The sequence below is a fragment of the Pantoea sp. F_5 genome, from assembly GCF_008631595.1.
Classification (GTDB): Bacteria; Pseudomonadota; Gammaproteobacteria; order Enterobacterales; family Enterobacteriaceae; genus Pantoea; species Pantoea gossypiicola.
Genome location: NZ_VWUO01000002.1, coordinates 208939 through 235761 on the forward strand (window position 1 = coordinate 208939; position 26823 = coordinate 235761).

At 54.2% G+C, this 26823-nt stretch carries 33 protein-coding genes and 1 pseudogene; 19 read left to right on the top strand and 15 right to left on the bottom strand.

Going from position 1 to position 26823, the window contains the following annotated elements; genetic code table 11:
* Positions 1-87 precede the first annotated feature (87 nt).
* Positions 88-1338, top strand: a complete 1251-nt coding sequence (gene icd, locus F3I44_RS03450; RefSeq protein WP_013357495.1) for an NADP-dependent isocitrate dehydrogenase — start codon at positions 88-90, stop codon at positions 1336-1338.
* A gap of 139 nt (positions 1339-1477) precedes the next feature.
* Here icd and F3I44_RS23875 read toward each other — a convergent pair whose 3' ends face one another.
* The 4 genes from F3I44_RS23875 to F3I44_RS24235 form a co-directional block, all read right to left on the bottom strand.
* Positions 1478-1639, bottom strand: coding sequence for a hypothetical protein (locus F3I44_RS23875; protein ID WP_223811647.1), 162 nt, complete (start codon positions 1637-1639; stop codon positions 1478-1480).
* A 433-nt stretch (positions 1640-2072) separates the two neighbouring features.
* Complete coding sequence (locus tag F3I44_RS03460) at positions 2073-2552, bottom strand: type VI secretion system tube protein TssD (protein WP_150009641.1); 480 nt, start codon at positions 2550-2552, stop codon at positions 2073-2075.
* 239 nt (positions 2553-2791) lie between these two features.
* A complete protein-coding gene (locus F3I44_RS24230) occupies positions 2792-3157 on the bottom strand; it encodes a hypothetical protein (protein ID WP_370452824.1) in 366 nt (121 codons plus the stop codon).
* 15 nt (positions 3158-3172) lie between these two features.
* On the bottom strand, positions 3173-3484 hold the full coding sequence (locus F3I44_RS24235) for a hypothetical protein (RefSeq protein WP_370452825.1): 312 nt from the start codon (positions 3482-3484) through the stop codon (positions 3173-3175).
* Between the two features lie 522 nt (positions 3485-4006).
* On the opposite strand from F3I44_RS24235, the gene F3I44_RS03470 reads away from it, so the two are divergent.
* From F3I44_RS03470 to F3I44_RS03490, 5 genes and pseudogenes are all read left to right on the top strand, one after another.
* Complete coding sequence (locus tag F3I44_RS03470) at positions 4007-4204, top strand: hypothetical protein (protein ID WP_150009639.1); 198 nt, start codon at positions 4007-4009, stop codon at positions 4202-4204.
* Positions 4205-4418: 214 nt separating this feature from the next.
* Positions 4419-4589 (top strand): annotated as a pseudogene (locus tag F3I44_RS03475) (NADP-dependent isocitrate dehydrogenase); the annotation flags it as partial.
* A gap of 342 nt (positions 4590-4931) precedes the next feature.
* A complete protein-coding gene (locus F3I44_RS03480; RefSeq protein WP_150009637.1) occupies positions 4932-5129 on the top strand; it encodes a hypothetical protein in 198 nt (65 codons plus the stop codon).
* Between the two features lie 163 nt (positions 5130-5292).
* Positions 5293-5490 carry a hypothetical protein gene (locus F3I44_RS03485; protein ID WP_150009635.1) on the top strand — a complete coding sequence of 66 codons (198 nt, stop codon included), beginning with the start codon at positions 5293-5295 and terminating at the stop codon, positions 5488-5490.
* A 300-nt stretch (positions 5491-5790) separates the two neighbouring features.
* A complete protein-coding gene (locus tag F3I44_RS03490) occupies positions 5791-6801 on the top strand; it encodes a glycosyltransferase family 9 protein (protein WP_150009633.1) in 1011 nt (336 codons plus the stop codon).
* Here the strand turns inward: F3I44_RS03490 and F3I44_RS03495 are convergent.
* The 4 genes from F3I44_RS03495 to F3I44_RS03505 all read right to left on the bottom strand — a co-directional run bounded on the left by F3I44_RS03495 (position 6795) and on the right by F3I44_RS03505 (position 9120).
* Positions 6795-7124, bottom strand: coding sequence for a DUF1493 family protein (locus tag F3I44_RS03495; RefSeq protein ID WP_150009631.1), 330 nt, complete (start codon positions 7122-7124; stop codon positions 6795-6797). The genes F3I44_RS03490 and F3I44_RS03495 overlap by 7 nt on opposite strands.
* Positions 7124-8185, bottom strand: coding sequence for a glycosyltransferase family 9 protein (locus F3I44_RS03500; RefSeq protein WP_150009629.1), 1062 nt, complete (start codon positions 8183-8185; stop codon positions 7124-7126). Before F3I44_RS03500 ends, F3I44_RS03495 begins: the two co-directional genes overlap by 1 nt.
* A gap of 352 nt (positions 8186-8537) precedes the next feature.
* Entirely contained in the window at positions 8538-8708 is a 171-nt protein-coding gene (locus F3I44_RS23690; protein ID WP_013357533.1) for a hypothetical protein, read from the bottom strand.
* A gap of 163 nt (positions 8709-8871) precedes the next feature.
* Complete coding sequence (locus F3I44_RS03505; RefSeq protein ID WP_013357534.1) at positions 8872-9120, bottom strand: YqjD family protein; 249 nt, start codon at positions 9118-9120, stop codon at positions 8872-8874.
* Positions 9121-9300: 180 nt separating this feature from the next.
* On the opposite strand from F3I44_RS03505, the gene F3I44_RS03510 reads away from it, so the two are divergent.
* Positions 9301-9513, top strand: coding sequence for a DUF2767 family protein (locus F3I44_RS03510; RefSeq protein WP_150009627.1), 213 nt, complete (start codon positions 9301-9303; stop codon positions 9511-9513).
* Positions 9514-9533: 20 nt separating this feature from the next.
* Here the strand turns inward: F3I44_RS03510 and F3I44_RS03515 are convergent, their stop codons facing one another.
* From F3I44_RS03515 to F3I44_RS03525, 3 genes are all read right to left on the bottom strand, one after another.
* On the bottom strand, positions 9534-10544 hold the full coding sequence (locus F3I44_RS03515; protein WP_150009625.1) for a Ppx/GppA phosphatase family protein: 1011 nt from the start codon (positions 10542-10544) through the stop codon (positions 9534-9536).
* 22 nt (positions 10545-10566) lie between these two features.
* Positions 10567-11124, bottom strand: coding sequence for a hypothetical protein (locus F3I44_RS03520; protein ID WP_150009623.1), 558 nt, complete (start codon positions 11122-11124; stop codon positions 10567-10569).
* A 61-nt stretch (positions 11125-11185) separates the two neighbouring features.
* The gene (locus F3I44_RS03525) at positions 11186-11515 is read right to left on the bottom strand and encodes a hypothetical protein (protein ID WP_150009621.1); all 330 of its coding nucleotides are present in this window, start codon (positions 11513-11515) and stop codon (positions 11186-11188) included.
* Between the two features lie 214 nt (positions 11516-11729).
* Between F3I44_RS03525 and F3I44_RS03530 the strand changes: the two genes are divergently transcribed.
* The 3 genes from F3I44_RS03530 (at position 11730) to F3I44_RS03540 (ending at position 12908) form a co-directional block, all read left to right on the top strand.
* Positions 11730-11909: a hypothetical protein gene (locus F3I44_RS03530; RefSeq protein WP_013357539.1), complete on the top strand. Its 180-nt coding sequence runs from the start codon at positions 11730-11732 to the stop codon at positions 11907-11909.
* 186 nt (positions 11910-12095) lie between these two features.
* Positions 12096-12479: a hypothetical protein gene (locus tag F3I44_RS03535; RefSeq protein WP_150009619.1), complete on the top strand. Its 384-nt coding sequence runs from the start codon at positions 12096-12098 to the stop codon at positions 12477-12479.
* A 15-nt stretch (positions 12480-12494) separates the two neighbouring features.
* Positions 12495-12908, top strand: a complete 414-nt coding sequence (locus F3I44_RS03540) for a GNAT family N-acetyltransferase (RefSeq protein WP_150009617.1) — start codon at positions 12495-12497, stop codon at positions 12906-12908.
* On the opposite strand, the gene F3I44_RS03545 is transcribed toward F3I44_RS03540, so the two are convergent.
* Both F3I44_RS03545 and ldcA read right to left on the bottom strand, forming a co-directional pair.
* Positions 12909-13571, bottom strand: coding sequence for an MBL fold metallo-hydrolase (locus F3I44_RS03545; RefSeq protein WP_150009615.1), 663 nt, complete (start codon positions 13569-13571; stop codon positions 12909-12911).
* Between the two features lie 22 nt (positions 13572-13593).
* A complete protein-coding gene (ldcA, locus tag F3I44_RS03550; protein WP_190285893.1) occupies positions 13594-14517 on the bottom strand; it encodes a muramoyltetrapeptide carboxypeptidase in 924 nt (307 codons plus the stop codon).
* Positions 14518-14683: 166 nt separating this feature from the next.
* Between ldcA and emtA the strand changes: the two genes are divergently transcribed.
* On the top strand, positions 14684-15313 hold the full coding sequence (emtA, locus tag F3I44_RS03555) for a membrane-bound lytic murein transglycosylase EmtA (RefSeq protein ID WP_150009611.1): 630 nt from the start codon (positions 14684-14686) through the stop codon (positions 15311-15313).
* Between the two features lie 10 nt (positions 15314-15323).
* Here emtA and F3I44_RS03560 read toward each other — a convergent pair whose 3' ends face one another.
* Positions 15324-16280 (bottom strand): sugar-binding transcriptional regulator, encoded by a 957-nt coding sequence (locus F3I44_RS03560; protein WP_013357545.1) that lies wholly within the window; start codon positions 16278-16280, stop codon positions 15324-15326.
* Positions 16281-16463: 183 nt separating this feature from the next.
* Here F3I44_RS03560 and F3I44_RS03565 point away from each other — a divergent pair, with 183 nt between their 5' ends.
* The 8 genes from F3I44_RS03565 to F3I44_RS03600 all read left to right on the top strand — a co-directional run bounded on the left by F3I44_RS03565 (position 16464) and on the right by F3I44_RS03600 (position 25510).
* The gene (locus tag F3I44_RS03565; RefSeq protein WP_150009609.1) at positions 16464-17405 is read left to right on the top strand and encodes a D-ribose ABC transporter substrate-binding protein; all 942 of its coding nucleotides are present in this window, start codon (positions 16464-16466) and stop codon (positions 17403-17405) included.
* A gap of 2 nt (positions 17406-17407) precedes the next feature.
* On the top strand, positions 17408-18007 hold the full coding sequence (locus tag F3I44_RS03570; RefSeq protein WP_150009607.1) for a DUF2291 family protein: 600 nt from the start codon (positions 17408-17410) through the stop codon (positions 18005-18007).
* Positions 18007-19521, top strand: coding sequence for a sugar ABC transporter ATP-binding protein (locus F3I44_RS03575; RefSeq protein ID WP_150009605.1), 1515 nt, complete (start codon positions 18007-18009; stop codon positions 19519-19521). The genes F3I44_RS03570 and F3I44_RS03575 overlap by 1 nt, the downstream gene beginning before the upstream one ends.
* A 2-nt stretch (positions 19522-19523) precedes the next feature.
* Complete coding sequence (locus tag F3I44_RS03580; protein ID WP_150009603.1) at positions 19524-20630, top strand: ABC transporter permease; 1107 nt, start codon at positions 19524-19526, stop codon at positions 20628-20630.
* 183 nt (positions 20631-20813) lie between these two features.
* Complete coding sequence (locus tag F3I44_RS03585) at positions 20814-21644, top strand: transketolase (protein WP_150009601.1); 831 nt, start codon at positions 20814-20816, stop codon at positions 21642-21644.
* Positions 21637-22581 carry a transketolase family protein gene (locus F3I44_RS03590; protein WP_150009599.1) on the top strand — a complete coding sequence of 315 codons (945 nt, stop codon included), beginning with the start codon at positions 21637-21639 and terminating at the stop codon, positions 22579-22581. The genes F3I44_RS03585 and F3I44_RS03590 overlap by 8 nt, the downstream gene beginning before the upstream one ends.
* A 2-nt stretch (positions 22582-22583) precedes the next feature.
* Positions 22584-24071, top strand: a complete 1488-nt coding sequence (locus F3I44_RS03595) for an FGGY family carbohydrate kinase (protein ID WP_150009597.1) — start codon at positions 22584-22586, stop codon at positions 24069-24071.
* Positions 24072-24091: 20 nt separating this feature from the next.
* On the top strand, positions 24092-25510 hold the full coding sequence (locus F3I44_RS03600; protein WP_150009595.1) for an L-fucose/L-arabinose isomerase family protein: 1419 nt from the start codon (positions 24092-24094) through the stop codon (positions 25508-25510).
* A 119-nt stretch (positions 25511-25629) separates the two neighbouring features.
* On the opposite strand, the gene F3I44_RS03605 is transcribed toward F3I44_RS03600, so the two are convergent.
* Positions 25630-26760, bottom strand: coding sequence for a mechanosensitive ion channel family protein (locus F3I44_RS03605; protein WP_150009593.1), 1131 nt, complete (start codon positions 26758-26760; stop codon positions 25630-25632).
* Positions 26761-26823: the final 63 nt, after the last annotated feature.

Consider the following 26823-nt stretch of genomic DNA (forward strand, 5'->3'; position numbering starts at 1 on the left):
GAAATTGCGGTGATTGGCGTGACGGAAATATTCAAGTAGTATTGACGCGCATCTTACAAATCATTAACAAACGCCCAGGAGAGGTTAATGGAAAGCAAAGTAGTAGTTCCGGCGGAAGGTCAGAAAATCACCCTGAATCAGGGCAAGCTTACCGTACCAAACAATCCGGTCATTCCTTACATTGAGGGTGACGGTATCGGTGTTGATGTTTCCCCGGTGATGCTGAAAGTCGTCGACGCGGCGGTGAAGAAGGCCTACAACGGCGAGCGTAAAATCTCCTGGATGGAGATTTACACGGGTGAGAAGTCAGTTGAACTCTACGGTCAGGACGTCTGGCTGCCACAGGAAACGCTCGACTTAATCAAAGAATATCGCGTGGCCATTAAAGGCCCACTGACCACCCCGGTCGGCGGCGGTATTCGTTCACTGAACGTAGCACTGCGTCAGGAGCTTGACCTCTACGTCTGCCTGCGTCCGGTACGTTACTACAAAGGCACGCCAAGCCCGGTTAAACGCCCTGAAGAGACCGACATGGTGATCTTCCGTGAAAACTCCGAAGATATCTATGCGGGTATCGAGTGGAAAGCGGGCTCTGCCGAAGCGGACAAAGTAATCAAGTTCCTGCGCGAAGAGATGGGCGTGAAGAAAATTCGCTTCCCTGAGCAGTGCGGTATCGGCGTTAAGCCGTGTTCAGAAGCGGGTACCAAACGTCTGGTCCGCGCGGCAGTTGAATACACCATCACCAACGATCGTGATTCACTGACCCTGGTTCACAAAGGCAACATCATGAAGTTCACCGAAGGCTCTTTCAAAGACTGGGGATACCAGTTAGTGAAAGACGAGTTTGGCGGCGAACTGATCGACGGCGGCCCGTGGATGAAGTTCAAAAACCCGAACACCGGCAAAGAGATCATCGTTAAAGATGTGATCGCGGATGCGTTCCTGCAGCAGATCCTGCTGCGTCCGGCTGAATATGACGTTATCGCCTGTATGAACCTGAACGGTGACTACATCTCTGATGCCCTGGCGGCGCAGGTTGGCGGTATAGGTATCGCACCAGGCGCGAACATTGGTGATGAGTGTGCACTGTTCGAAGCAACCCACGGTACTGCGCCTAAGTATGCCGGTCAGGATAAAGTGAACCCAGGTTCAGTGATCCTGTCTGCAGAAATGATGCTGCGCCACCTGGAGTGGTTCGAAGCGGCTGACCTGATTGTTAAAGGTGTTGAAGGCGCTATCGCTAACAAGACCGTGACTTACGATTTCGAACGCCTGATGGATGGCGCTAAACTGCTGAAATGTTCAGAGTTTGGTGACGCGATCATCGAAAATATGTAATCAGTTTTACGAAACATATAGCCAACACGAATGTAAAAATCGTGTTGGCTTTTTTTTCTGACTTTTTTCTGCAAAACTCCAGCAAAACCCTTCTGCTAAACTGAACATTAATCGTACTGTTTTATACCGCCACGACCAGTCAATCTTTGCCCTTGTCATCGTTGTATTTATCGGTCTGCGTCTGGTTTTTTATGACCAGGTAGTGCTGTATGTCCATGCCCTGTTCACGATATAACCGCTCAGCCAGTGAGCGCTGCTCGTGGAATGTTGGTGGGGTGTCATTCTCTGTCAGGCTTGTCATTTTACGTGCTTTGATGAAGCCGGTAGTGATGGAGCTGATAGTTAGCGCTTCGCAACGTTCTGCCTGTGATGTTGTGTGATGATGGTGAATCACAAGTACGAAAGCTCTGATACTGAGGTTGAGGGTTAACCAAAAAAATAGTTGCTATGAATTAGCAAATAATCCTTTTTTACAGAGCCTTATGTCAGTCGATCTGTTTAACCGATCAATTCTGGAGAATTGATCGGTTAAATAAGTCGGAGCAAAATTAAAGATGAGTATATTTTGAACATGGTTAGAGAGAGCCTGATATATGAGTAGGAAAACAACGTGAAATTAATATTATTTGGGTGTGTGATAGGGTGGATAAGAATATTTTTAATAATGAGATTTTATAGAGTTTTCTTAATTTTATCTGCCAACACCAGCCCGGCTATTGCCGGGCTTTTTTTGTTCAATATGTGGCTCGTTGATTCCATGTGTCGCGGTAAATTACATTACCCTCCGTATACTTCCATGTAATCGCCTCATAACGTAATTCGAGCGTTTCGAGATGAGTACTACTCATACCGTTAGGGGCCAGATACGGCGCAACCGTTGTAAATTTTACGTTTTCCAGAATGATATTGAAATATTCTGCTTCGATGCCAGATTCCAGAATACGATACATTCGGATTATCGCTTTCTTCATGGTGCGGCCTTCGCAGACAGCGCGGTATAGGAGTGGCGTTGTTTGATCAAACTCTTTAACTATTGTAATGGGGTTGTGTACACGCGTACCTGTTAATTTTCCCCAGCTGGGATCTACAGGGATAGTTACGCCGTGTGAGAATGATTTTAATTCAATTGAGCCTAACCTTAATGGCATCTGGCGACTACCAACAATTGGTGATCCGTTTTCATCTTCTAGCCATAAATGAGCTGGTGTAGACATGTTATTTCCTTATAAAAAATTAAAGTTCTTGTTAGCTATTAATTTACCATTTAAAAAGTATGGGGAAAAATATTACCACTAGCACGATAAAGGCGGGTATGGGCCAATAAGGGCCGTCTGGAAAAATTTGTATAAAGAAAACCGAAAAAGTAAGAACCAGAAGGGGAGGCCCATAAAGTTCAATCATTGATTTAAAAATTCTTCTAAATATTCTGGTTATGAAATTTATCATCATTTATTTACCGAATCATATTAGTAATGATTTTTGTGATTTCATCAACAGAAGGCGTGGCATTTCTAAGTGCCCCTGAATTATCAAATAAAGAGTCGATAAGAAAATACATCATTTCCAATTCATTTGCATAAAGCACGGTGTAATATGCAGGCAGAGTTTGACGAAGCCGGTTTGCACTATCAGCTGCTTTTTGCACAACTCCATACACCCCAGCGGCAGCAACAACTACGCCAGCACTGCGTCCGACAAGTGCGCTGATATTAAGACTGGCTTTCATGCCTACAGCAACCGCCGCCGTTACTGCGAGGGTAAAGCCTTGCTGTGTTAAATGGCTGGCGGCAATATGAATATTTACCGCCATCAGAGACATTTTAATTCGCTCCAGTTAAGCGTTCGTTTTGTATTTAAATATCTCGTCGAAATATATTTTTAGCATGTCATTCACAATATTTCTGGAGGTAATTAGTTTATTAACTGCTTTAATAAACCTTAAATCCTCCGTTTTTTGCTGCCGACAAACGTCCTGATATTCATCCGTAAAGCATGATAAGTAATACAACGCTCTTTGTGCACCTGCACCTATAGTATCAATCTGGTTTGAGACTGCTTCTTTGACGCCTAAAAGAGCGTTGTCGAGATTTTTAGCTAAAATGTCATTTCCTTGTAAAAATCCTATTACTTGGTTGCTGTATTGCATTAGCCATTTCCTATGATCAATCCATGATTAGTGTTTTCAAATTATTAAAAAAATCTTTATATGTAAATGCGTTAATCGTTTCAGTGGTGCGTTTGATCAATATAATTTGGAAGATGTGCTGAAATTTTGTGATCAATTTAACACAGCGTTTAAATGGTTTTCTTTAAAGAGGAGTCGGAATATGAAAATGGATTTGAAGAAGTTATTTATAAGGCAGCATAGCATAACATGGCTATGGGCGAGGGTGCCTGGCAGCTGGTGGCCAGAGGTGAAACGGTGACGCTCGAGGCAATCGCCAGCAGGGTTGTGGCGCTATAAGAGCGCCGCGATGATCTGGCTGCCAGCATTGCCCCGTCACTCCTGCTGCAAGAATTAAAAACTCATCCACCGCCCTGAAAATTCAATCACTTTAATTGTTATTCAACGTTATTGCCTTGTGATTTCTTTGCTTAAAAAACGCACTGTCAGATGAGGTCGAATCTGCTTCTTCGTATTGTGACATCTCTTACAAAAGGAGGTGTTATGGAAGATAAATATACAAAAGATGCAATCCACATCTGTCGGTTGATATTTGGTCAAGCGGTACTGGAATTGCTTAGCGATGATCAACTGGTAACCAATGTTGCCCTGGAAGATAAAGTGAAGAAAATGCTTCCCGACTGCAAGCCCGAACTGGTTTACGATGTGGCTATGAAGTTGCTCAAGCATAACATTCACTAAAACGTGAGGCTGTTTAAAAAATCCCGGCAGCGTCAACTGCCAGGCTGACCACAAATAGCCCGCTCAATGGCGGGCTGGATTATCAGTGAATTCTTCTGCAAAACCCTAATCAATTCACTAATCTATATAGCCTAATCCCTCACATAAAAAACAGTTTGAAGCACCTGGTTAAGTTTTTTATCTCACTAAATCAATAGATTAACCATCTGATATTAAGGTAAGGCTGCGCCACCTGGAGTGGTTCGAAGCGGCTGACCTGATTGTTAAAGGTGTTGAAGGCGCTATCGCTAACAAGACCGTGACTTACGATTTCGAACGCCTGATGGATGGCGCTAAGCTGCTGAAATGTTCAGAGTTTGGTGACGCGATCATCGAAAATATGTAATCCGCTTAAGCCAGCATAGCGTTAAACGCTATGCTGGCTTTTTTGTATCCGCTTTTCGCACTTTTCCATTCTCTCCTCCTTCGCCTCTTCAGCCATGACGTATTCAGCATTGATGCTCTGCTGGCTCAGTAAAATAACGGGCGATGAGCGTCCTCTGCAACGTATGACTGAATGGCTTTTCCCTGTCCGTACCCAGAAAAATTCTTACCTGCGGCTGAGCATTTTAATATTTATGCAAATTGCATTATCCGATGCCACTGCAAAAGAAACCGTAAACGCAAAACGGACATCTTTCCATGGCTGATTATCGTTACTGTAATACCTCACTCATAAGGAGGATTTATGGAAACAAAATATACGAAAGACGCGATTTACATCTGTCGGCTGATGTTTGGCCAGGCTGTACTGGAATTACTGGCAGATAATCAGCCAGTAACTAACCGCACGCTGGAAGCAAAAATAAAGGTAATGTTACCTGATGCGCAGCCTGCGCTGATTTACAAGGTTGCTCTCGATTTGTTAAATGAGAATATTAGTTAATATCCTGTTTGTCTGATAAATGCCCGGCATTTAACATGCCGGGCATGGTTATCGGTACGAGACAGCTCATTCATTTTTGTAACGTGTGCCGCAAAATAAACAGTTCAGCATGATCCTGCTGCAGCAGGGGTGTACTCTTCTGCCGATACACAGGGAGAATATTATGGATGATGAGGCTGTAAGTGATGCCATTGCGGCATGCCGACTGCTGTTCGGTCAGGCTGTGATGGAAATTGTGGCTGAGAATAAGCCGGTAACCCGCGAGGCCATTACTGAAAAAATTCACCGGATGTTCACCGGCATTGAGCCTGAACCTGTTATGAGGCTGGCCATCAGCCTGCTGGAAAATAGCGCCAGCTAACGTTACTGGTAATATAACCATCATGTCAGGCCGCCATGAGCGGCCTTTTCTCATTCTTAATGCTGATACCCCAGTACGGGTTCTGTTAAAACAATCATCCGGCTGATGCGTCAGGTATTTCACTTGCCTGAAAAACACTCATCGTCCTTCAACATTACGGCGACCATTGAACCTACCTCGATCTGCGCTGACTAATTTGCTGACTTATGCCGTTACGTTAACGCTTCAGAGACGTTAATTGTGCGAGTCTCACTTTTATTCAGCCAGAACGGCGTAGCCTGTGCTCAGAGGATGTCAGACATGCGGGTTTTAATTATTTGTCGGGATAATATTGGCGATACCTTGCTGACCACGCCGCTCATCAGTGCGCTGGCGCAGTCGGGTCAGTATCAGGTTGATGTACTGACCAACAACTACGCTGCACCCGTGTTGCAGCATAATCCCGATATCCGGCAGCTCTTTTATTACACGAAATTGCATCACCGTGAGGCAGGGCAGGGACGACTGGCCTGTGTGTTGCAGCGACTGAAGCTGATGCTGAATCTGAAAAAGCAACGTTACGACATCGTGATTCTGGCCAAAAGCCGCTGGGATCAGCATGGTCTGAAGTGGGTTAAAATCGTGCGTCCCGCCAGAGTAATCGCGCTGGGGCAGCAGTCGCATCCGCTGATCACAGAGTTATTACCACCACCCAGCCAGTCACCCTGTCATATCAGCGAAACCCTGTTTAGTCTGGGACGGGATTTGCATCTCAGCGCCACCGCGCCAGGCAAACTGACCCTGCAGCCGGATACGGCTATGGCGGCCAGCCTGCGAGACACCCACGCCATTGATTCCACTCTTCCGGTCTATGCACTTCAGATCAGCGCCCGTAAGCCAAGCCAGCAGTGGGAAGCCACGCGGTTTGCCGGGCTGGCGGAGAAGATCGCGGCGCATCATCCCTGCCAGATCATGCTGCTCTGGTCACCTGGCAGCCGCGACAATCCGCGTCATCCGGGGGATGATGAAAAAGCGCGTGAAATCATGGCGCTCTGTCCGCACCTGCCGATAAAGGCGGTGGCGACTACCAGCCTGCCGCAGCTGATTGCGGCTATGTCGTTGTGTCAGGGGCTGGTGAGCAGCGATGGCGGGGCAATGCACATCGGTGCCGCACTGGGGCTGCCGGTAGTGGCGCTGTTTGGCGACAGCGATCCGGCGTGCTGGCATCCGTGGCAGGTTAACTATCAGGTGCTGCAACCGGCGTCACGTGAGGTCAACGCGCTGAGCAGCCGCGAGGTCTATGACGCCTTCGCCCATACGATTATTCAGTAATCTGCTTCAGGCCAGCGCCCCCGGCTGGCCGCTTCACATAGCATCGCGACCGTTACGGGATAATATCCGCCAGATTTAAATCCCTTCATCAGTGTCATACGCCGCGGGAGCGTCGCCGGAAAATAGCGGGCATCATCATAATGCTCAGAGCAGACGTTGAACGTGGCAAAAAAATCATTCATCAGAATCGCGAACTCCACCTCATTCAGCGGCAGCTGCTGCAGATGAAAACCTGCCCGATCCACTTTCCGGAACCTGCCCAGGGCGGTTGGCTGATTGTGGTATTCAATCAGCGCAATAATGGCGTGAGAAAGATCGTTCATTACCCCACCAGTCTGGCCACGGCCTGCTCGACTTCTTCGGCCTTGATCGACGCCATAGGATGCTGTGACGCCGTTTTATCCGGTCGATGAATAACAATATGACGATCGCTGTCCTGACAGGGGCCGGTATAGCGTGGATTGGCGGTAGAGAACAGGCTGACCGTTGGCGTCTGTGCCGCCACGGCGATGTGCAGTGGGCCGGTATCGCCGGTGACCAGCAGGTCCAGCGTGCGGATCAGGGTGATCAGGCCGCTGAGATTCGTTTTGCCCGCCATTGGCGTCACACGCTTACGGCAGTGCAGCGGCAGGCTCTCGATAAATTGTTTCTCAAGCGGCTGCTCAGCGGCTGTACCGGTAACAATAATTTCAGCGTCAGGCCAGCGTTCGAGCAACGCGGTCGCCAGCTGGCTGAATGAAGTCAACGGCCAGCGGCGAATATCTTTCGAAGCACCTAACTGAAAACCGATACGGCGATGGCTCACCGTTGCAGCAGGACAATTATTTATCTCGGGCAGATGCATCCGGGTCTGCTCTGTCTCTGCACCCAGCGCTTCTATCAGTTTCAGCTTACGCTTGATGGTGTGGTCGTCGAAATAGCCTGAATAGTGATCAAGATATTTATTCAGCACAGGCGATTCGCTGCCGTAATGATCGCGCACAATCGCCTTACTCCCGGTCAGCACCGAACTCATAATATCGTAAGGAAAATGGGCGTGTAATATCACTGACAGATCAGGTTTCTGGCGACGCAGTTTGAAAAATAGCGGCAGGAAATTAGCCACTTTGTTATCCCAGATATAGATCTTATCGAACCAGTTATAACGGCTGACCAGGTCCTTATTTTTCTTACTGGAAACCAGAATAAATTTGCTGGTGGGAAAGCGATTTTTCAGGCTCCAGATAGCCGGTGTATTCATCAGAAAATCGCCCAGAGCCGTAGTGGAGTAAATCACGACTGTGCCGGGTTTCAGCGCCTGCAAGGCCTGCGGTTTTGTTCTGCCTGAAAATCGAGAATAAAGCGTTAAAATTCGGTCTATCAGATAAATCTTTTTTTTCTTCACGTCTGAATTCTCTTGAACGTATCAATACTATTAAACAAAAGGTGTTGTGCATTATTAGAGGGTATTTTTACGTCTAAAGTTCAGCAGGGAGGAATGTTTTTTATCGTTCGTAGAATATTTGTTTAAACTGTTTCCACAATTTTAGTGTTGTTTATTCAGGATATATATACAGAATTGTGTAAAAGAGGTAGGCAATTATTGAAAAGAGTTGAGATGATTGTTATAAAAATAACATTTAAGGATTTTTTAATTCCGTCCTTAATTACTAGCAGGTTAACTAATAGCGGATTTATTTTACGGGTGCTATTCAATATAAATAAACAAACCCCGGCACGTGTGCCGGGGCAGGGTATTACGACTGAGGCTGACCCACCGGGCCTGAACCCAGGGTGCCGCCAGGAGAAGACTGGCCACTTGGCGCATGGGGACGGCCATCTTCTTTAATCGCGTCGCTCTTATGTGAGCAGCCCGCCAGAGAGGTTAAGGTCGCTGCAACCAGCAGCAAAGCAGGAATCGTTTTCATGAGGTCACCTTGATGTTGTCAGAAAGAGAACGTAATTAAGACTGAAGACTCACCGTGCGCTGGCCTGTTAAGGCGTATCTTTCAGATGTTTCTCAGCATGCGGTCAGCTAAAGCCAAAAAAAACGGAAGCCCGTGGCTCCCGTTCTGTTGACGTGTGGCGGTATTACTTGCGACCCAGCAGGAAGCCAATAAATACGCCAACGCCTGCAGCAATGGCCAGACCGGCAGCAGGATTGGACTGAACCTGATCGCGAATGGTCTCAGCAGCATCACGTGCAGCATAGCTTGCCTGGTTGGTGTAACGACGCGCTGCGCCTTTAGCCTGATGCTCAGATGAACCGGTTGCTGCACCCCATTGTTCCTGAACTGCGCCAGCGGCTTCTTTTACTTTATCTTCGATTTTTCCTGACATTTAAATGCTCCTTGGTTTTGAGTAAGACTCTCAAAGCGTAGCAAAGATAGTGAGTTCTGCTCCGCCAGCGCCCGATAAGGGCCTAAAAAATCATTTCTGGCTGTTAATGGCGCTGCATTTGCGGGCCCGCCATTTCCTGTCTAGCCTTTTGAGAAGAAAGTCACAGACGGAGGAGAAACGATGAAACGTGATGCACTGAATGATGATGACTATGATGAAGTCTGCCGCGTTATTGGCGATGCAGTCATTGTGCTGATGGAGCGCGGTCATGACACCCGGCGTGGCGAAATCTACGACCTGCTTAAGCGTACCCGCCAGCAGCGCGCCCACAGTGAACGGGATGAGCAGCGGATGCTGGATCACGCTATCCGGCTGGTTAAATCTGACGTGTAGCGAAGTGTGGAAGCGTTGCGCTATTGCAACAGCACGCCCTGAATCAGGCTGGTCTCAACAATCTCCACCTCATCCATTTTCAGCGCCTGCATATAACCTTCCACCAGTAACAGGTTACTCACGTCAGTGGCGCGGTAGTCACCCTGCAATTCGCTGTCGCCTTTCCAGACCTGCTGCTGCGAGAGCTGGCTCAGGGTCGCCAGCGTATAGCGGTTGAGTTTACCCGGTAACTGATTGCGAATCGAAAAACCGTGCACGCCTCCGATCCCAATCACCCGACGACCGGCCACATCCTGTTTGATCTGCGGACTGACTTCGTTAGTCGCGTAAAACTGCACAAAGCGCAGCACCGACTGCCGCCAGGAACCAATCGGGTTGGGCGATTTAGCCTCCGGGCTGTTCTTCAGCACCGTCAGGATAAAGTTTTTCAGCGTCACTGAGGCCAGTCTGCCCTGGTAAATATCCGCTACCGGCTTGCCCGCCTGCTGTCGCCATGCCGTCATCTGCATTGACCCACCGCCAATATCCCAGACCAGCAACTGCTCATCCCGGACCATTGGATCCTTAAGCGCGGCTTTGGCAGAGAGAAAGCCGAGCATCGCTTCCTGCTGCTGCGAAATAATGCTGATTTGTGCACCACTCTGGCGCTGCAACTGTTCAATTACGGCCTGACCGTTGCTGGCATTGCGAAACACCGCCGTCGCCACGCCGCTGATTCGCTGTGGATGAAAGCGCTGTGCGTGCGCTACCAGCTGCTGCAGTGCGGCGGCACCTTCGTGGGTGACTGCCGGACTCAGCTGGTTATCCGCTGAATGGGCTAATGCGTCGTTCCAGGCCACGGCGCGCTGATCCTGATACAGCACTTTTTCGATGCGCTGCTGGCAGACATTGACGCGCGCCACCGCAATTTTGGTGGTACCGGAACCGATATCCAGACCGGCACGGATTTGCTGGCAGCGATCGGCCTGGGCCGCCGCGGCAAAAAACAGCGAGCAGAACAGCGTGAAAACTGACAGCGCAGCAGAACGCATAGCGACTCCTGGATAAAGGGGATCAGAGAGAACGGCCGGCGATGCAGGCCGGATAAACGCTCACCAGAAAATGACGCAGGTGATCAAAACACCATTCGGCATCATCCGCCTGCGGGCAATAGAACTGAATGGTAATCTTTTCATAGTCGCGCTGACGCTGGCGCAGCGGCGACCAGCTCCAGTCAAGTACTGAACGGGCATAGTTGACCAGTGTTCCGGCGGGCAGTTGATGTTGCTGCTCCTGTCCGGTCAGGTAATGGTGAAAGCTCGCTTCCAGCTGCAGAGCTTCCTGGTGATCGTGCTGCGGCAGGTCGGGACGAAAAGCCACATCGATAAAACCACAGACCGCATCTTCCTGCTGCTGCCAGTCACAGGCCAGGGTCATAAACAGCCCCTCCTGCAGATTAACCTCCTCGACCAGTCGCCGCAGATTCGCTGAGCGATTCAGCACGACGATCTCTTCAAGACGACCGGTTTCCAGCGTCAGATCAAAGCCACAGGGATTAACAGAGCCATCCGCATTGCGCGTAGCGGGGAAGGGGAAGTCAATATAACCGTTGTTATCCAGACGCTTTTCCATCGGGGAGCCCTGCTGCTTGACGTTTCCTGACAATAAACGATCTGGCAGCAGGATTCATCCCTTATGGACAGGTCCAGGTGATTTGGGTGTCCTGGTAAGGATTAATCAGGCGGAACTGCTTATCTGACAGGCGCTGCGCATAGTAACCTTCACGCGTCACAGCGGAGGGGACATATTTAAACCGATCCAGCGACTGCAACGGGCCACTGTTAACGCTGACATTGTCTCGTGTCACGGTAAAGCTGTTAACCAGGTCAAAAATCACGCCCTGTGTCTGTCCCATCGACTGACCATAAATTGTCGAGACCTCACCCGGACATTCCACCCCTTTCGGGCCAGATGAACATCCAGTCACCAATGCGATGAGGATAAAAATGCTGAGTCGCATCATGATTTTCTACCTGCTTCAATCCCTGGGAGTCTTGTGGCACAGAGTCTATCCTGTTGCACCACCAATCACTCAATTATAGCAGTTTCCGCTACGCTTCCTGTTTGTGATTTGTTTAATCGTTAAGCAACAGGAATGTAAAGGGGTGACTTTGCTTAGCAATAAACGGTATTCTTGGCTCCTTTGCGCACCACTTAGGCAAATCCAGGGATAAATGATGAAAGAAGAAGAAGCAAGTCTAATGATTATTCGCCACGCGATTGACGAACTGGAAGCCGATAAAAAGCAACAGGTGCTCGCCTGCTCAGCGAATATTCGTGCAGCCATGCAGGCTTATGATAGCGAAAATGCCGGGCTGGCGCTGATGTTAGTGGCCGCCGAGGTGGCCGCCGAATAGGCATAATCCGGCCAGGCGGGCACGCTGTCAGGCTGGCCGGATTACTTTATCTTTTCTCAACTTTCAGCTTTTTTCGCACGCCGATTCTACCTTTTAATGGTCTTAGTCACGCTCGCCTCACGCCTCTCATCTGGTTTTTATATGTTAAGCTAAGAAAATTCTCAATGAAATCAGTGGAGACACAGCATGAAGGCAGCGTTAATTGCCCTGGGCCTGCTGGCCTGTCATATCGCACCCGCCTGGAGTGAAACCGAATTTCAGCTTAACTGTCCCGGACGGCCGACCATGACCGTTTCGCGTGCCGAATATGGTTTAACCACCCTGATGTGGCCGGAAAATCACTTCCAGATTGCCGCCGGTCAGCAGCGGACCCGCTTAGAAGCGGGCGATCAGGTGGCGATTACCCGCTTTCGCAATGGCGATCAGCTGATTGTGAACCAGCGCAGCCAGGCAACCTTCTTTGTTTACCGCGACACCGATAAACTGCTGCCCTGCAGCCGCAGCGAAAAACGCGATGTGGATGCATTAAGCCTGGAGCGTTACGACGATCGTCAGCGTTCCGACAGTTAATCCTCTGGAGCCACTATGCAACCTGAGATTACCGACAACGTTACCGCGCAGGATCTGGATGAGGTCAGGCTGGGTCTCAACGCCTTCAACAGCAAATTTATTGATGTGAATACGATCAGGTCAATTGGGGTGTTTATCCGTGACGAACAGGGCAAAAAGCTGGCCGGGCTGACCGGCTCAACCACCGGTAACTGGCTGCGGATTGATATGCTCTGGGTGAGTGAGGCGCAGCGCGGACAGGGGGCAGGCAGCAGGCTTATACAGGCTGCCGAGCAGGAGGCGCGGGATCGCGGCTGCCGCTATGCACAGGTGGATACCGCCAGTTTTCAGGCGCGGCCGTTTTATGAAAAACTTGGCTACACCCTGCGGCTCACGCTGGCGAACTACATGGATCATCATCAGCGGCACTATCTGACCAAAGAACTGTAATCAGAACAGCGGATTTTCCCGCAGATCCAGGGGATGCTGTTCAGCTTCATCAATGGCAGCCAGCCAGCTTTGCAGCGTCACTTTTTTCCAGGAAAGATGGCCGCGCGTGGTGCTCATCAGTACCACGTCGGGGCGCAGCGAGCGGTAAAATTCCAGCGTCTGACTCAGTTCAGCCGGATTACTGTCCGGCACCAGCACCGTGATCCAGTTGTCATGAGAACGGGTTACGGTATCGCCGACAAACAGATAGGTCAGCCCCAGCGGCGAGGTGTAGAGAAAGCTGCAACTGCCCGGCGTGTGTCCGGGCGTTGGCAGCAGATGGAAATCGCCGAAGTGCGTCTCCGGCTGCGAAAAGGTGTCATCAGGCTCCGCAAAACGGCTGATGGGGCCTAATGAGCGGCTGTGGCAGTAAAGCGCGCTGCTAAACCGCTGCTGGATCACCGCCGTACCAGGCGCGGATTCGTGCCAGTGGGTCAGATAGTGACGGATCACGCCGCCGGTATCGGCAATCACTTCATGATCGAGCGGGTTCTCTACGCGGCCAATCAGCAGATTGCCGCGCGGGTGACGCAGCATAAAGCCATGCATCATCAGGTCATTAACGGCATCTTCCACCGGGAATTCCGGGGTTGAGATCCACAAATCGTCATACAACGGCTTCAATGTCGATCTCCTGAAACGCTCTCTATTTCCGCAGGACGGGATGCCCGGTCGCCTGCAAATGGGCGTTGCCCTGGCTGACCGCTAATCGTGCGCTGGCACCCAGCGGCAGTGTGACGGTGTCGGCGGCATGACCAAAATCTAATCCACAGATCACCGGAAGACCGGTAGTGTCACGCACGCGCTGCCAGACGGTACTGAAATCAAACCCATTGTCATATTCCGACAGGGCCGTGCTGGTGAAGCTGCCGGTGACGATTGCCCGCTGACGTGCCAGAATGCCGCTCTGCTCCAGCTGAATCAGCATGCGTTCAATACGAAACGGATGTTCATTCACGTCCTCTATCACCAGAATACCGTTCTCAATCTGCGGCATCCACGGCGTGCCGATCAGTGAGCAGATCATCGCCAGATTCCCGCCCCACAGCGTACCCTGCCACTCGCCCTGGTCTGGCGTTTCGCTCTGCCAGTTCACCTCTACTGTAGGTGATGTCAGTGCCTGCCAGAAGTGGTGCAGGGTAAATTCAGATAAGGTCGCGGCACCGAAATTACCCGCCAGCATCGGCGCACTAAAGGTAATCAGGCCGACCTGCGCCAGCAGAGCCAGCTGAATGGCGGTGAAGTCGCTGTGGCCGCACAGCGCCAGCGGCTGATTCAGCAGACGGCGCTGCAGGGCGACGTAGTCGATGGACGCCAGTAACCGGCTGGCCCCGTAACCGCCGCGCACCGCCAGCACCACGTCGGGCAGCGTAGTGAGGCTGGCAAGCTGGTTGATATCCGCCAGGCGTTCAGCATCCGTTCCGGCGAAGCGCTGAAAACGGCGGGTAATCACCTGATCATTCTCCACCTGATGGCCCGCCGCACGCAGACGCGCAATGCCCTGCAGCGCCGCAGGCTGATTGTGACAGTAACCGGAGGGGGAGATAAGACGAACTGAACGTGAAATCATCATACTTTCCTGCTGTTAGCGCTCATGACTGACGGCGATGATGGCGAAAACCTCCGCTGAAGTCACGGTGCGTGCCACATAATCGTCTATTTAGGATAAACGGTAATTTTGCTCTCAGGCTGCCTGGGTATGATAGCATTCGCCACAACCGCGATGAGACGAAAAATTGCTGAAAATCCGACACCTTATACTCTCGGCGTTACTCCTGACTGGCTGTGCCAGCGAGCCACCGCACCATGCCGTTAAGCAGCGCAACACGCCGTTAACGCAGGCACCGCCTTCCAGCGTCAATGGCACCTGGGCCATGTTTACCGAAGATGCCGCCAGTCATTATGGCGTTGATGAGAAGTTGATCAGCGCCATTATCAGTGTCGAATCGGGTGGAAATCCGGGCGTAGTGAGCCGTTCCAATGCGGTAGGGCTGATGCAGATCAAAGCGTCGACTGCGGGGCGAGAAGTCTATCGCACGCTGGGCCGCAGGGGCCAGCCGTCGAATGCCGAGTTGCGCGATCCGGCCAAAAATATTGATATTGGCACCGCCTATATCCGCATCCTGCAGGACTCTGCGCTGTCGGGCATCCGCGATCCGCTGACCCTGCGCTACGCCACTATCGTCTCTTATGCCAACGGTGCCGGTGCGCTATTGCGAACATTTTCCCGCGACCGCGAGCGGGCCATTGCGATGATCAATGCCATGTCACCGGATGAGTTCTATCAGCATGTGCAGAACAAGCATCCGGCGGCGCAGGCACCGCGCTATCTCTGGAAAGTCACTACCGCTTACCGCACCATCTGACCCGTTTTGACTACGCCTGCGGCGTGAGCAGCAGCCGCGCCGTGGGATAGTCGATAATCAGCACCTTGATATAACCGCCCAATAGCGCACCGCGAATCGCCTGCGCTTTCTCCCGTCCGCCAGCCAGCCCGACGACCTGTGGGCACTGTTTCACCTGCGCCAGTTCCATTCCTATCACCGGATCTTCTTCAGCTTTCAATACCGGCTGGCCGCAGGCGTCAAAATAGTGCAGGCAGATATCACCGACCGCACCGCGTGCCGCCAGCGTCTGCAGCATTTTGCCATCGTAGTAGTTGCCAGAATTGCGCAGCAGCGCCGACGGCTCCAGATCGCCGATGCCGACAATCGCCAGATCGACCTGCTCAAATTTACTCAGCACTTCGGCAACCTCGGCATTGGCCGACAGCCGCTGGCGATCGCTGACCGAATGCTCAATCGACTGCGACGGCAGTAGCCAGGCGGGGCAGTTCAGCAGCGCCGCCAGATTCTGGGTCAGAATGGTGGCCTGTACGTTGCCGTTGGCGCCGACGCCGCCCAGCAGCTGGATCACGCCCTTACAGGCGCTGTTGAGCGGATGCAGCGCATCCACCATCGCCCGGATAGTGCCGCTCCACGACGAAATACCGATCAGCTCATCGTTACGCAGTCGTGTCTCCAGGTAGTGAGCGGCCGCCGAACCAATCGCCTGCTTAATCTGCAGTGACGACGCCTGATCCGGCACATCCACCACAATCGCCTGCGGCAGGTTGTAGGTCTGCTCAATCGCCTTTTCCAGTTCCGGATAGACGTTGGCCGGTGGCACCACGCTGATCTTGACCACACCCTCTTTCACGCTGCGATTAAGAATGCGTGAGACAAACGACTGCGATAGGGTTAGCGACTGCGCGATCTCTGACTGCTTTAGTCCTTCGACATAGTAAAGCGTGGCAATCTTCACCATCAGTCGCTGTTCATCCTGTTTTGCCATCGGTTTTTCCCTCTCTGAATCTGCCCGGTATTGTTAACCAGGATGATCAAAATCACAACGCAGGCTAATTTGTGATCGTTTTCGCTTTTTAACGATCGCGCATTGGACGGCGCGTCAGCGCAGGCGCATAGTCATTATGCATATAAAATCGCGTATGAATATATATTCAAGCGGAGAAAAATAATGACTCGTCCTCTGATTAAACTGACCCTGCTGGCTTCGATGTTCGCTTTTTCTGTAACGGCGCTGGCGGCAGAGCAAGGCCTGCTGGCGATTATTACCCCATCCCATGACAACCCGTTTTTCAAAGCCGAGGCAGAGGGTGCATCAGCCAAAGCTAAAGAGCTGGGTTACGCCACGCTGGTGGCGTCGCACGACGATGACGTTAACAAGCAAAACCAGCTGATTGAGACCGCGATTGCGCGCAAAGCGAAAGCGATCATTCTGGATAACGCCGGCGCGGATGCCACCGTCGGGCCGGTGCAGAAAGCCAAAGATGCCGGTATCCCGACCTTTCTGATTGACCGTGAGATCAACAAAACCGGTATCGCCGTGGCGCAGATTGTCTCCAATAACTATCAGGGTGCGCAGCTGGGTGCAGAGAAATTTGCAAAGTTGCTGGGCGGCAAAGGCGAGTACGTTGAACTGCTGGGCAAGGAGTCTGACACCAACGCGGGCGTGCGGTCGCAGGGCTATCACGACGTGCTGGATGACTACACCGACCTGAAAATGGTGGCGCAGCAGAGCGCTAACTGGAGCCAGACCGAAGCCTTCAGCCGCATGGAAACTCTGCTGCAGAAACACCCCAACATCGTTGGTGTGATCTCCGGTAACGACACCATGGCGCTGGGCGCAGAAGCCGCGCTGAAAGCCGCCGGGAAAACCTCGGTAATCGTGGTGGGCTTTGACGGCAGCGACTACACCCGCGATTCGATCCTCAACAAAGGCAACATCAAAGCGACGGTACTGCAGCCGGGCTGGGATCAGGCGCAGATGGCGGTCACGCAGGCGGACTACTACCTGAAGAACGGCAAAGCGCAGAAACAGGAGAAGCAGCTGATGGACTGTGTGCTGATTGACGACAGCAACGCCGCTAAGCTGAAAAACTTCAACCTGGCGAAATAACCATGAAACGGATACTGGCGGTATCGATCGGTATGGCGCTGCTCAGCGCCTGCACCGTGGTGGATCTGGATGCGGACGGTAACCCGATTCTGCCGAAAGATCCGCACGCGAAGCCCAGCTATACCACCCGGACGCCACAGCAGATTGCGGAGGAGACCTGGCAGCCGCGGGTAATGACCACCGCGAACAGCCACGCGCTGAGCTGGGCCGACATGGAGGCGAAAAGTCAGACGGTTAAACCCGGCGGGCGTGAAAGCGTCTTCGTACGGGCCAGCGGGACGGCCAGCGCCTTTGATGAGAGTAACCCGCGTGAACGCACGCTGACGCTGACGATCAACGGTAAACCGGTGGCAGTCAGCGTCGGGCCGGTGCTGCGCAGCAACGCTATTCGCGACGCCGCCGGGTTCCGTTTCGAGGAGTTTACGAATCAGGTGCAGTACGCCCAACTGACGCGGGCGCTGAACCGTCACGCAGTGAAGCAACTGCCGCCGCTGGATGCCAGCTGGGTCAACCAGTCGGTGCAGGCGCTGCTGGCGGTGAGCATCGGTCACGACAGCGTTGAAGAGGTGGTGGCGGTTGAGCTGAAGCGGGGGACACCCTGATGCACGATGAGATCATTCTGCGGGCCGAGCAGATATCAATGCTGTTTCCCGGCACGCTGGCGCTGGATCGCGTCGACTACCGGGTCTGGCGCGGCAAAGTTAACGTCATCATCGGTGAAAACGGGGCGGGAAAATCAACCCTGATGAAGATTCTGGCCGGGGTACAGCAGCCCACCGCCGGTTCGCTGTTCCTGAATGGCGAGCCGCTGACGCTGAGCAGCCCCCGTGACGCTGCCCGGCACGGTATCGGCATGGTGCATCAGGAGCTGAATCTGTTTGAAAACCTCACGGTGGCGGAGAATCTGTTTCTGGGCCGGGAGATCCAGCGCGGCCTGTCACCCATCAATGAGGCGGAGCAGGCACGCCGCACCGCCGCACTGATGGCACGACTCGACCAGCCGATTTCGCCCACTGAGCGGGTCGGCAATCTCAAAGTGGGTCAGCAGCAGCTGGTGGAGATCGCCAAAGCGCTGGCGGAAGATGCAGACATTCTGATCCTCGACGAGCCGACCTCCGCGCTGAGCAAAACCGAAGTGGAGATCCTGTTCCGGGTGATCCGCGACCTGACGCAACAGGGCGTGACCCTCATCTATATCTCCCACCGGCTGGAGGAGCTGATGGCAATTGGTGACGTGATTACCATTCTGCGTGACGGACGTTTCCAGGCGGAAGCACCGGTCAGCACCATTGATGTGCCGTGGATCGTGCGCGAGATGCTGGGCAGTGAACCGGTCACGACCTTTTTGCCGGATCGGCGTGAGTCTGGCGCGCCGGTGCTGGAGGCAGAGCATATTACCTGCGTCAGCCCCAACGGCAATACGCTGGTGGATGACGTTAGTTTTCAGGTGCGGGCTGGGGAAATTGTCGGGATCTACGGCCTGATGGGCGCGGGTCGCACTGAACTGTTTGAGTGTCTGCTCGGCAGCCAGCGCCACTATCTCGGCAGGCTGTGGCTTGACAGTAAACCGCTGCCAACCCGTCTGCCGACCGCCGATCGCATCCGCATGGGCATGAGCCTGGTGCCGGAAGATCGCAAACGCGCCGGGATTTTTCCGGTCTCCTCGGTCGCCAGTAATCTCACCATCGCCAGCCTGTGGCGGCGGCTGTCGCACCGTTTTGCCATTGCGCATCAGGCGGAGCAGCAGGCAGTGAACCAGACGGTGGGCAAACTGGCGATCAAAATCTCTTCGCCTGATGTCGCCATCAGTGCACTCAGCGGCGGCAACCAGCAGAAAGTGGTGATTGGCCGTGCGCTGCTGACCAACCCACGTCTGCTGCTGCTGGACGAGCCGAGCCGCGGCATTGACGTCGGGGCTAAAGCCGAGGTGTTTCGTACCATGGTGGCGCTGTCACAGCAGGGCATAGCCGTGCTGTTCTCCACCTCAGACCTGAAAGAGATTATGGCGGTAGCCGATCGCATCCTGGTGATGTCGGGCGGCAAACTTACGGCTGATCTTCCCCGCGACCAGGCGGAAGAGGCAGCGCTGGTGAAAGCAAGTGCGCAGGGGTTCTGAGCATGAAAAGCAATAACAGCGTCGCGCTGAACACACTCCCGGCTAAAGCGTTCAGTTCACGCGAAAGCATTCTGCTGCTGCTTCTGAAACTGCGCACCTTTATTGCGCTGATTCTGATTGTCGGCTTCTTCGCCATCACCGTGCCGGACTTTCTCGCTACCGGCAGCCTGGTGATCATGGTGAAACATATCGCCATCAACGCCTTTCTGGCGCTGGGCATCACCTTTGTCATTATCACCGCAGGCATTGACCTGTCGATTGGGGCCACCTTAGGGCTGTGCGGCATGATCGCCGGCTGGCTGATCACTAAAGGGATTGTGCTGCCGATGTTTGGCATCGCTATCTTTCCCAGCGTCTGGGTCATTGTGCCGGTGGTGCTGTTGGTCGGCGCGCTGATTGGCGCGGGCAACGGCTGGATCATTACCCGTTACAACGTGGCCCCCTTTATCTGCACCCTCGGCACCATGTACATCCTGCGCGGCGCGGCAATGCTCACCTCCGGCGGCGAGACCTTTCCCGGTTTGCAGGGTAATCCGCTACTGGGCAATACCGGTTTCGACAGGATTGGTGCGGGGACGTTTCTCGGGCTGCCGTATGCCATCTGGATGATGGTGCTGCTGGCGATGGTCATCGCCTATATCGCCCGTCGTCTGCCGTTTGGCCGTCAGGTCTATGCCATCGGCGACAACGAGCGTGCCGCTGAACTTTCGGGGGTGAAAACCCGGCAGGTGAAAATTCTGGTCTACACGCTGTCGGGCTTCTGCGCAGCCATTGCCGGCATTGTGGTCTCATCGCAACTGGTCGCCAGCCATCCGGCTAACGGCACCGCGTTTGAGATGAACGCGATTGCCGCCGTGGTGCTGGGCGGCACCTCGCTGGCGGGCGGACGCGGCACCATTGTCGGCACGTTGATTGGGGCGTTCGTCATCGGCTTTCTGGCAGATGGCCTGATCATGATGGGCGTCAGCGAATTCTGGCAGATGGTTATTAAGGGCATTGTCATCATCATCGCGGTCATTATCGATCAGACGCAGAGCCGGATGCAGCAGAAGGCGGCGGTGGTGGCACAGAAAGCATTAATCGAGGAGGGCTCACCGGCAAAATCCTGAACGCGCTGAGCCAGGCAGGCGGGACTGCTGCATGTTTCTGCTCACGGGGATGGCCTGCCCGGATTAACGGGCAGAGGGGCAGACAAAGGGGAGTGCCAGTGTAAGGCACACCTTTTCTGGCAGAAATTTTTTTAACCGATTTGAATATATATTCATAACCGACTTAAAATTCAGAGGTAGTGTATGAATCCTTTCAATCTTCCTGTCGAAGACCTTGAGCGTCGGGCACGTGCTATCCGTCGTCGCATCATCCAGCTAAATGCAGGTAGCCCGGCAGGCGGTCATACCGGTGCCGATCTGTCGCAGGTGGAGATCCTCACCGCGCTTTACTTCCGCATTCTGAACTGCGCCCCGGATCGTACTGACGACGATCAGCGTGACATCTATATCCAGTCCAAAGGGCACGCGGTGGGCGGCTATTACTGCGTGCTGGCGGAAGCGGGCTACTTTCCAGCCGACTGGCTGGCAACGTATCAGCATGCCGACTCACATCTGCCCGGCCATCCGGTGCGGCAAAAAACGCCTGGCGTTGAACTGAATACCGGCGCGCTGGGACACGGCCTGCCGGTGGCGGTGGGCATCGCTATCGCAGCGAAAAAAGATAACAGTTCGCGTCGCATCTTTGTGGTGACTGGTGATGGTGAGCTGGCCGAAGGCAGCAACTGGGAGGCGGCACTGGTCGCGGCGCATTACGGCCTCGACAACCTGATCATCATTAATGACAAGAACAAGCTGCAACTGGCCGGCGCGACCCGCGACATCATGAACACCGATCCGCTGCCGGAAAAATGGCGCGCTTTTGGCCTCGAGGTCACCGAGTGCAACGGCAATGAGATGGCGGCGGTCGTCGACACTATTGAAAACCTGCCAAAGAACGGCAAGCCGCAGGTGATCGTGGCACATACCGAAAAGGGATTTGGTATCTCCTTTATTCAGAGCAAAGCCGAATGGCATCACCGGGTGCCGAAAGGCGAAGAGATCGCGCTGGCACTGGAGGAACTGAAAGATGAGTAATGCACAACATTTAGCAAGCGTCATGGTGACGGCTTTCATTGACGCGGTGAATCGCGGCGTGGATCTGGTGCCGGTGGTAGCTGACTCCACCTCTACCGCCAAAATCGCCCCCTTCATCAAAGCGTTTCCCGACCGGCTGATCAACGTCGGCATCGCCGAGCAGACGCTGGTGGGCACAGCGGCCGGGCTGGCGCTGGGCGGCAAAGTTGCGGTGACCTGTAACGCCGCGCCGTTTCTGGTATCACGCGCCAATGAGCAGGTGAAAGTTGACGTCTGTTACAACAACACCAACGTCAAACTGTTCGGGCTGAATGCCGGGGCCAGCTATGGCCCGTTAGCCAGCACCCACCACAGCATTGATGATATCGCGGTGATGCGCGGTTTCGGCAATATCGAGATCTATGCGCCTTCCTGCCCGCTGGAGTGCCGCCAGATCATCGACTACGCCCTTGAGCATGTCGGCCCGGTCTATATCCGTCTGGATGGCAAAGATCTGCCGCAGCTGCACGACGAAAACTACCGGTTCAGGCCGGGTGTGATCGACCTGTTGCGGGAAGGCAGCGACATCGCGTTGGTGGCCATGGGCTCAACGGTTCACGAGGTGGTTCACGCCGCTGAGCAACTGGCTGAACAGGGCATTTCAGCCGGTGTGATCGCGGTTCCATCGATTCGTCCCTGTGATACCCAACAGTTGAGTAACCTGTTAAATCACTACCCAGCGGTGATTACCGTAGAAGAGCACAACGTCAATGGTGGTGTCGGCAGCCTGGTGGCCGAAGTGCTGGCGGAAGGCGGCTGCGGCATCCCGCTGTTACGGCTCGGCATTCCGGATGGCGAATATGCGATTGCCGGCGATCGCGCCTCGACCCGCGCCCGTCATGGCATTGATGCCAGCAGCGTAGTTAACAGTGCAGCACGCATCTGCGCAGGAGCATAAACATGGTGGGACCCCTGATTCTGGCGATCGACGAAGGCACCACCAACGCCAAGGCGATTGCGGTGGATCGCAGTGGCCGCGTCGTGGCGCGCGGCAGCCAGAGTTTAACCCTGCAACATCCTCAGCCCGGACTGGCGGAGCAGGACCCTATGGCAATCTGGCAGGCGGTAAAGCAGGCAATCATCCAGTGTCTGTCAGCCTGTGTTGGCGCGCCTGTCGCGGCCGTGGCGATCAGCAATCAGCGCGAGTCGGTGCTGATCTGGCAGCGGTGTGATGGTCAGCCTCTGACACCACTGGTGAGCTGGCAGGATCGCCGCTCTGAATCATTCTGTCGCGATCTGCATCAGGCGGGCAAAGCGCCACGTATCACCGGCTTAACCGGGCTGGCCGTTGATCCGATGTTTCCGGCCGCCAAGCTGACCGGGATGCTGGCCGCCATTCCCGACGGCGCAGCGCGGGCCGCAGCCGGTGAGCTTTGCATCGGCACCGTCGATAGCTGGCTCAGCTGGCAGCTCAGCGCAGGCGAGATATTCGTTACCGATCACGCCAACGCCGCCCGTACTCAACTTTACAGCCTGCATCTCAATGACTGGGACGACGAGCTGCTGACGCTGTTTCAGCTACCGCGCGCCGCACTGCCGCGTATTACCTCTTCCGCCAGCCAACAGGGCGTGGTCGCGGTACGTGACATTCCCGGCTTAGCGCCCGGCACGCCCATTCTGGCACGCATCGGTGACTCCCATGCTGCGCTGCAGGCGCAGCGGCGCGGCGAGTCAGAAGTGGTGAAAGCCACCTACGGCACCGGCTCTTCACTGATGATGTCGATGGCGACGCCGCTGCTGACGGAAAATGGCCTCAGCACCACCGTGGCCTGGCACGACGGCACGCTGCGTTATGCCTTTGAAGGCAATATCACCCACACCGGTTCCGGTGCTGCCTGGCTGGGCAAACTGCTCGGCGTGCAGGATCCGCGCGCGCTGACCGACATGGCGCAGCGCTGCGACGACAATCAGGGCATCTATTTTGTCCCGGCGCTCTCCGGCCTGGGCGCGCCCTGGTGGGATCTGCAGGCGCGCGGCATGGTGTGCGGACTGACGGACGCCGCCACGCCCGACGTACTGGCACGGGTCGCGCTGGAGTCGATCGTCTGGCAAATCGCCGACGTCTTTTTTGCAATGGAGCAGGCCAGCGGCCAGCAGCTCCCGGCACTCTGTGTGGATGGCAGCGCCACGGAAAACAGCTGGCTGATGCAGCTACAGGCGGATGTGTTACAGCGGCCGCTGCAGCGGGTGCCGACCGCCGAGGTCTCCGCGCTGGGTGCGGCGCTGCTGGCGGGCAAAGTACTGGGATGGTGGCAGCAGGGCAGTGATATGCAGGCGCTGCAGGGCGGCAGCGTCATCATGCCGCGTGAAAAGCACGCGCGGCGTATGCAGGAAAACTATAAAGGCTGGATCGACGCTGTTGCACGCTGTCGTTATCAGCCACATTAATCCTTAACCGGAGCAGAGCCATGTCAACACTTCCTCAGCAGTTAACCTTCGGTGTCATTATTGGCAACCGGGGTTTTTTCCCCAGCTATCTGGTGGGCGAGGCGCGCCAGCAGGCGGTTACGCTGTTTGAAAAGATGAACATCAATACGGTGATGCTGGATGAAACCCAGACCAATCTGGGGGGCGTCGAGACACGACAGGAGGCCAAAACCTGCGCGGCGCTGTTTCGCCAGCATCGCGAAGCGATTCACGGCATTGTGGTGCTGCTGCCTAACTTTGGTGATGAAAAGGCCATTGCCGAGGCGCTGCGTCTGGCCGGGCTGAATGTGCCGGTGCTGGTGCAGGCGGAAGAGGACAACCTGGATAAAATGGGGCTGGCGACCCGACGCGACAGCTTCTGCGGCAAAATCTCGCTCTGCAACAACCTGCGGCAATATGGCATTCCGTTTACCCTGACCCGCCAGCACGTCTGTGCCCTGAGCGGCGAAGTTTTTCAGCAGGATTTACAGCGCTTCAGCCAGCTCTGCCGGGTAGTGAATGCGATGCGGCGGGTGCGTGTCGGCGCGATTGGTGCGCGGCCCGCCGGATTCAACACCGTGCGCTACAGCGAAAAGCTGCTGGAGAAGATGGGCATCGCGGTAGAAACCCTGGATCTATCGGAGATCTTCACCCGCACCAACCGGCTGCGCGATGACGATATTCGCGTGGCAGAGAAGCGCGAGATCCTGGAAGCCAACGCCGATGCGCGCGGTATTCCGGGCGACAAACTGGTGACCATGGCCAAACTGTTTGTGGTGATCAGCGAGTGGATTAGCGACAACGATATCGACACGACTGCCATTCAGTGCTGGACGTCGCTGCAGGAAAACCTGGGCATCAACGTCTGCTCAATCATGAGCGTGATGTCGGGTCAACTGATGCCAAGCGCCTGTGAAGTGGACGTGATGGGTGCGCTGTCGATGTATGCACTTGCCAGCTGTTCGCTGAGTCCTGCTTCACTGGCGGACTGGAACAACAACTTTGGCGACGAGCGGGACAAATGTGTGCTGTTTCATTGCGGGAATTTTGCCAGCGCCAGCCTGGAGTCACCGACCATGGGCACGGCGGACATTATTGGCACCACCGTGGGCAAAGAGAACACCTGCGGCGCGGTGCATGGCCGGATGAAGCAGGGCGATCTCACCTATTTTCGCCTCTCGACCGACGACTTCAGCGGCGAAATCAAAGCCTATGTGGGCGAAGGGATGTCGGTCACCGATCCGCTGGACACGGTCGGCTGTCGCGCGGTCATTCAGGTGCCGCAGCTGGAGACGCTGCTGGCGTGGATCTGCCGCAATGGCTTTGAGCATCATGTCGCGATGAACCACTCGGCCACGGCCGGTGTGCTGCAGGAAGCATTCAGAGAGTATCTCGGCGTAAGTTGTTACCGGCATCAGTAAACGATGAGAGTGAATCGCAGAGCGTGATTAGAGCGAGGTGGGACAGCCGATGCGATCACGGTTCTTACCGCATCGGCTTCATGGCCCGCCATCCTCAGGAGAGGAGGGCGGGCATGGGCTTAGCGCGCCATTCTGCGCACTTCGCCATCGTCACTTTCCACGGCAACCAGATCCACCGGCGGCAAATTACCCCCGCTGAACTCAACCTGACGGATCGGGAAGGCGAAGCGGATGTTACGCTCTTCCAGCGCCGCCATGAGTTGCAGGTTAATCTCCTGCTGAATATCCATGTACTTGTTGTAATCTGCATCCAGCACAAAATAGACCACTTCAAAAGTCAGCTTTGAATCCTCAAAAGCCAGGAAGTGGGCGCGGTCAAAACGAGTGGTCTCAACGCCCTGGATAATCTCTTTCACCAGCGGGCTGATCTCGCGCACCTGCTCAGAAGGCGTGGCGTAGCTGATGCCAAACTTAAACACGATGCGGCGCTGCTGCATACGCTTATAGTTGTGGATGGTCTGCTGCAACAGAATGGTGTTTGAGCAGACGATCTGCTCACCACTCAGGCTGCGCAGTCGGGTGGTCTTCAGGCCGATATGCTCGATAGAACCGGCTATATCACCAAAGACAATGAAATCGCCATGCTCGAACGGCTTATCGAAGCCTATCGCCAGCGACGCAAACACATCGCTCAGCACGGTCTGAATCGCCAGCGCAATCGCAATCCCGCCGACGCCCAGGCTGGCGACCAGTGCGGTAATGTTGATACCCATATTCGACAGAATGGCCAGAAACATCATGATCCAGACCACGACCCGCAGCAGAATCCCAAGGATTACCGTCGTCACCGGGTTCCGCACGTGCAGCGGATCGCGCAGCAGACTTTTCAGCCAGAGCCGGATGCCGCAGTCGATCCACAGCGCGAGCTGTACAATCAGCGCCAGGAACCAGCCGTGTGCGATGGTCACGCTCCAGGACGCGGGCAGATCCACAAATTTCAGGGCAATCAGCAGTGAAAAGATCAGCAGCAGAGTCTGGCTGGTGCTGCGCAGTATCTCCACCAGAATCGCGGTCACGCGGACATGACGATGTTCGCTGTAAAGCGCAATCCGGTTGGAGATAAAGCGAATCAGGGTACGTAATATCCAGTAAATCACCAGCGTGGAAACGACTACGATGGCGCTGTTGAGCCAGAATTCCTGATTAAAAAAGAGGGAGTGAAAACGACGTGAAGAGAGCCAGTTTTCCATTGGGGAAGATCTCCTTGCTGGTTTCCGGTTTGTAAGAAAACAAGCAAGAAGCATAGCCTGGAT

What these genes read in the sequence shown, in the direction of transcription:
- icd (WP_013357495.1), top strand. Translation starts at nt 88, where the DNA reads ATGGAAAGCAAAGTAGTAGTTCCGGCGGAAGGTCAGAAAATCACCCTG.
- F3I44_RS23875 (WP_223811647.1), bottom strand. Translation starts at nt 1,639, where the DNA reads ATGACAAGCCTGACAGAGAATGACACCCCACCAACATTCCACGAGCAG.
- F3I44_RS03460 (WP_150009641.1), bottom strand. Translation starts at nt 2,552, where the DNA reads ATGTCTACACCAGCTCATTTATGGCTAGAAGATGAAAACGGATCACCA.
- F3I44_RS24230 (WP_370452824.1), bottom strand. Translation starts at nt 3,157, where the DNA reads ATGTCTCTGATGGCGGTAAATATTCATATTGCCGCCAGCCATTTAACA.
- F3I44_RS24235 (WP_370452825.1), bottom strand. Translation starts at nt 3,484, where the DNA reads ATGCAATACAGCAACCAAGTAATAGGATTTTTACAAGGAAATGACATT.
- F3I44_RS03470 (WP_150009639.1), top strand. Translation starts at nt 4,007, where the DNA reads ATGGAAGATAAATATACAAAAGATGCAATCCACATCTGTCGGTTGATA.
- F3I44_RS03480 (WP_150009637.1), top strand. Translation starts at nt 4,932, where the DNA reads ATGGAAACAAAATATACGAAAGACGCGATTTACATCTGTCGGCTGATG.
- F3I44_RS03485 (WP_150009635.1), top strand. Translation starts at nt 5,293, where the DNA reads ATGGATGATGAGGCTGTAAGTGATGCCATTGCGGCATGCCGACTGCTG.
- F3I44_RS03490 (WP_150009633.1), top strand. Translation starts at nt 5,791, where the DNA reads ATGCGGGTTTTAATTATTTGTCGGGATAATATTGGCGATACCTTGCTG.
- F3I44_RS03495 (WP_150009631.1), bottom strand. Translation starts at nt 7,124, where the DNA reads ATGAACGATCTTTCTCACGCCATTATTGCGCTGATTGAATACCACAAT.
- F3I44_RS23690 (WP_013357533.1), bottom strand. Translation starts at nt 8,708, where the DNA reads ATGAAAACGATTCCTGCTTTGCTGCTGGTTGCAGCGACCTTAACCTCT.
- F3I44_RS03505 (WP_013357534.1), bottom strand. Translation starts at nt 9,120, where the DNA reads ATGTCAGGAAAAATCGAAGATAAAGTAAAAGAAGCCGCTGGCGCAGTT.
- F3I44_RS03510 (WP_150009627.1), top strand. Translation starts at nt 9,301, where the DNA reads ATGAAACGTGATGCACTGAATGATGATGACTATGATGAAGTCTGCCGC.
- F3I44_RS03515 (WP_150009625.1), bottom strand. Translation starts at nt 10,544, where the DNA reads ATGCGTTCTGCTGCGCTGTCAGTTTTCACGCTGTTCTGCTCGCTGTTT.
- F3I44_RS03520 (WP_150009623.1), bottom strand. Translation starts at nt 11,124, where the DNA reads ATGGAAAAGCGTCTGGATAACAACGGTTATATTGACTTCCCCTTCCCC.
- F3I44_RS03525 (WP_150009621.1), bottom strand. Translation starts at nt 11,515, where the DNA reads ATGATGCGACTCAGCATTTTTATCCTCATCGCATTGGTGACTGGATGT.
- F3I44_RS03530 (WP_013357539.1), top strand. Translation starts at nt 11,730, where the DNA reads ATGAAAGAAGAAGAAGCAAGTCTAATGATTATTCGCCACGCGATTGAC.
- F3I44_RS03535 (WP_150009619.1), top strand. Translation starts at nt 12,096, where the DNA reads ATGAAGGCAGCGTTAATTGCCCTGGGCCTGCTGGCCTGTCATATCGCA.
- F3I44_RS03540 (WP_150009617.1), top strand. Translation starts at nt 12,495, where the DNA reads ATGCAACCTGAGATTACCGACAACGTTACCGCGCAGGATCTGGATGAG.
- ldcA (WP_190285893.1), bottom strand. Translation starts at nt 14,517, where the DNA reads ATGATTTCACGTTCAGTTCGTCTTATCTCCCCCTCCGGTTACTGTCAC.
- F3I44_RS03560 (WP_013357545.1), bottom strand. Translation starts at nt 16,280, where the DNA reads ATGGCAAAACAGGATGAACAGCGACTGATGGTGAAGATTGCCACGCTT.
- F3I44_RS03565 (WP_150009609.1), top strand. Translation starts at nt 16,464, where the DNA reads ATGACTCGTCCTCTGATTAAACTGACCCTGCTGGCTTCGATGTTCGCT.
- F3I44_RS03570 (WP_150009607.1), top strand. Translation starts at nt 17,408, where the DNA reads ATGAAACGGATACTGGCGGTATCGATCGGTATGGCGCTGCTCAGCGCC.
- F3I44_RS03575 (WP_150009605.1), top strand. Translation starts at nt 18,007, where the DNA reads ATGCACGATGAGATCATTCTGCGGGCCGAGCAGATATCAATGCTGTTT.
- F3I44_RS03580 (WP_150009603.1), top strand. Translation starts at nt 19,524, where the DNA reads ATGAAAAGCAATAACAGCGTCGCGCTGAACACACTCCCGGCTAAAGCG.
- F3I44_RS03585 (WP_150009601.1), top strand. Translation starts at nt 20,814, where the DNA reads ATGAATCCTTTCAATCTTCCTGTCGAAGACCTTGAGCGTCGGGCACGT.
- F3I44_RS03590 (WP_150009599.1), top strand. Translation starts at nt 21,637, where the DNA reads ATGAGTAATGCACAACATTTAGCAAGCGTCATGGTGACGGCTTTCATT.
- F3I44_RS03595 (WP_150009597.1), top strand. Translation starts at nt 22,584, where the DNA reads ATGGTGGGACCCCTGATTCTGGCGATCGACGAAGGCACCACCAACGCC.
- F3I44_RS03600 (WP_150009595.1), top strand. Translation starts at nt 24,092, where the DNA reads ATGTCAACACTTCCTCAGCAGTTAACCTTCGGTGTCATTATTGGCAAC.
- F3I44_RS03605 (WP_150009593.1), bottom strand. Translation starts at nt 26,760, where the DNA reads ATGGAAAACTGGCTCTCTTCACGTCGTTTTCACTCCCTCTTTTTTAAT.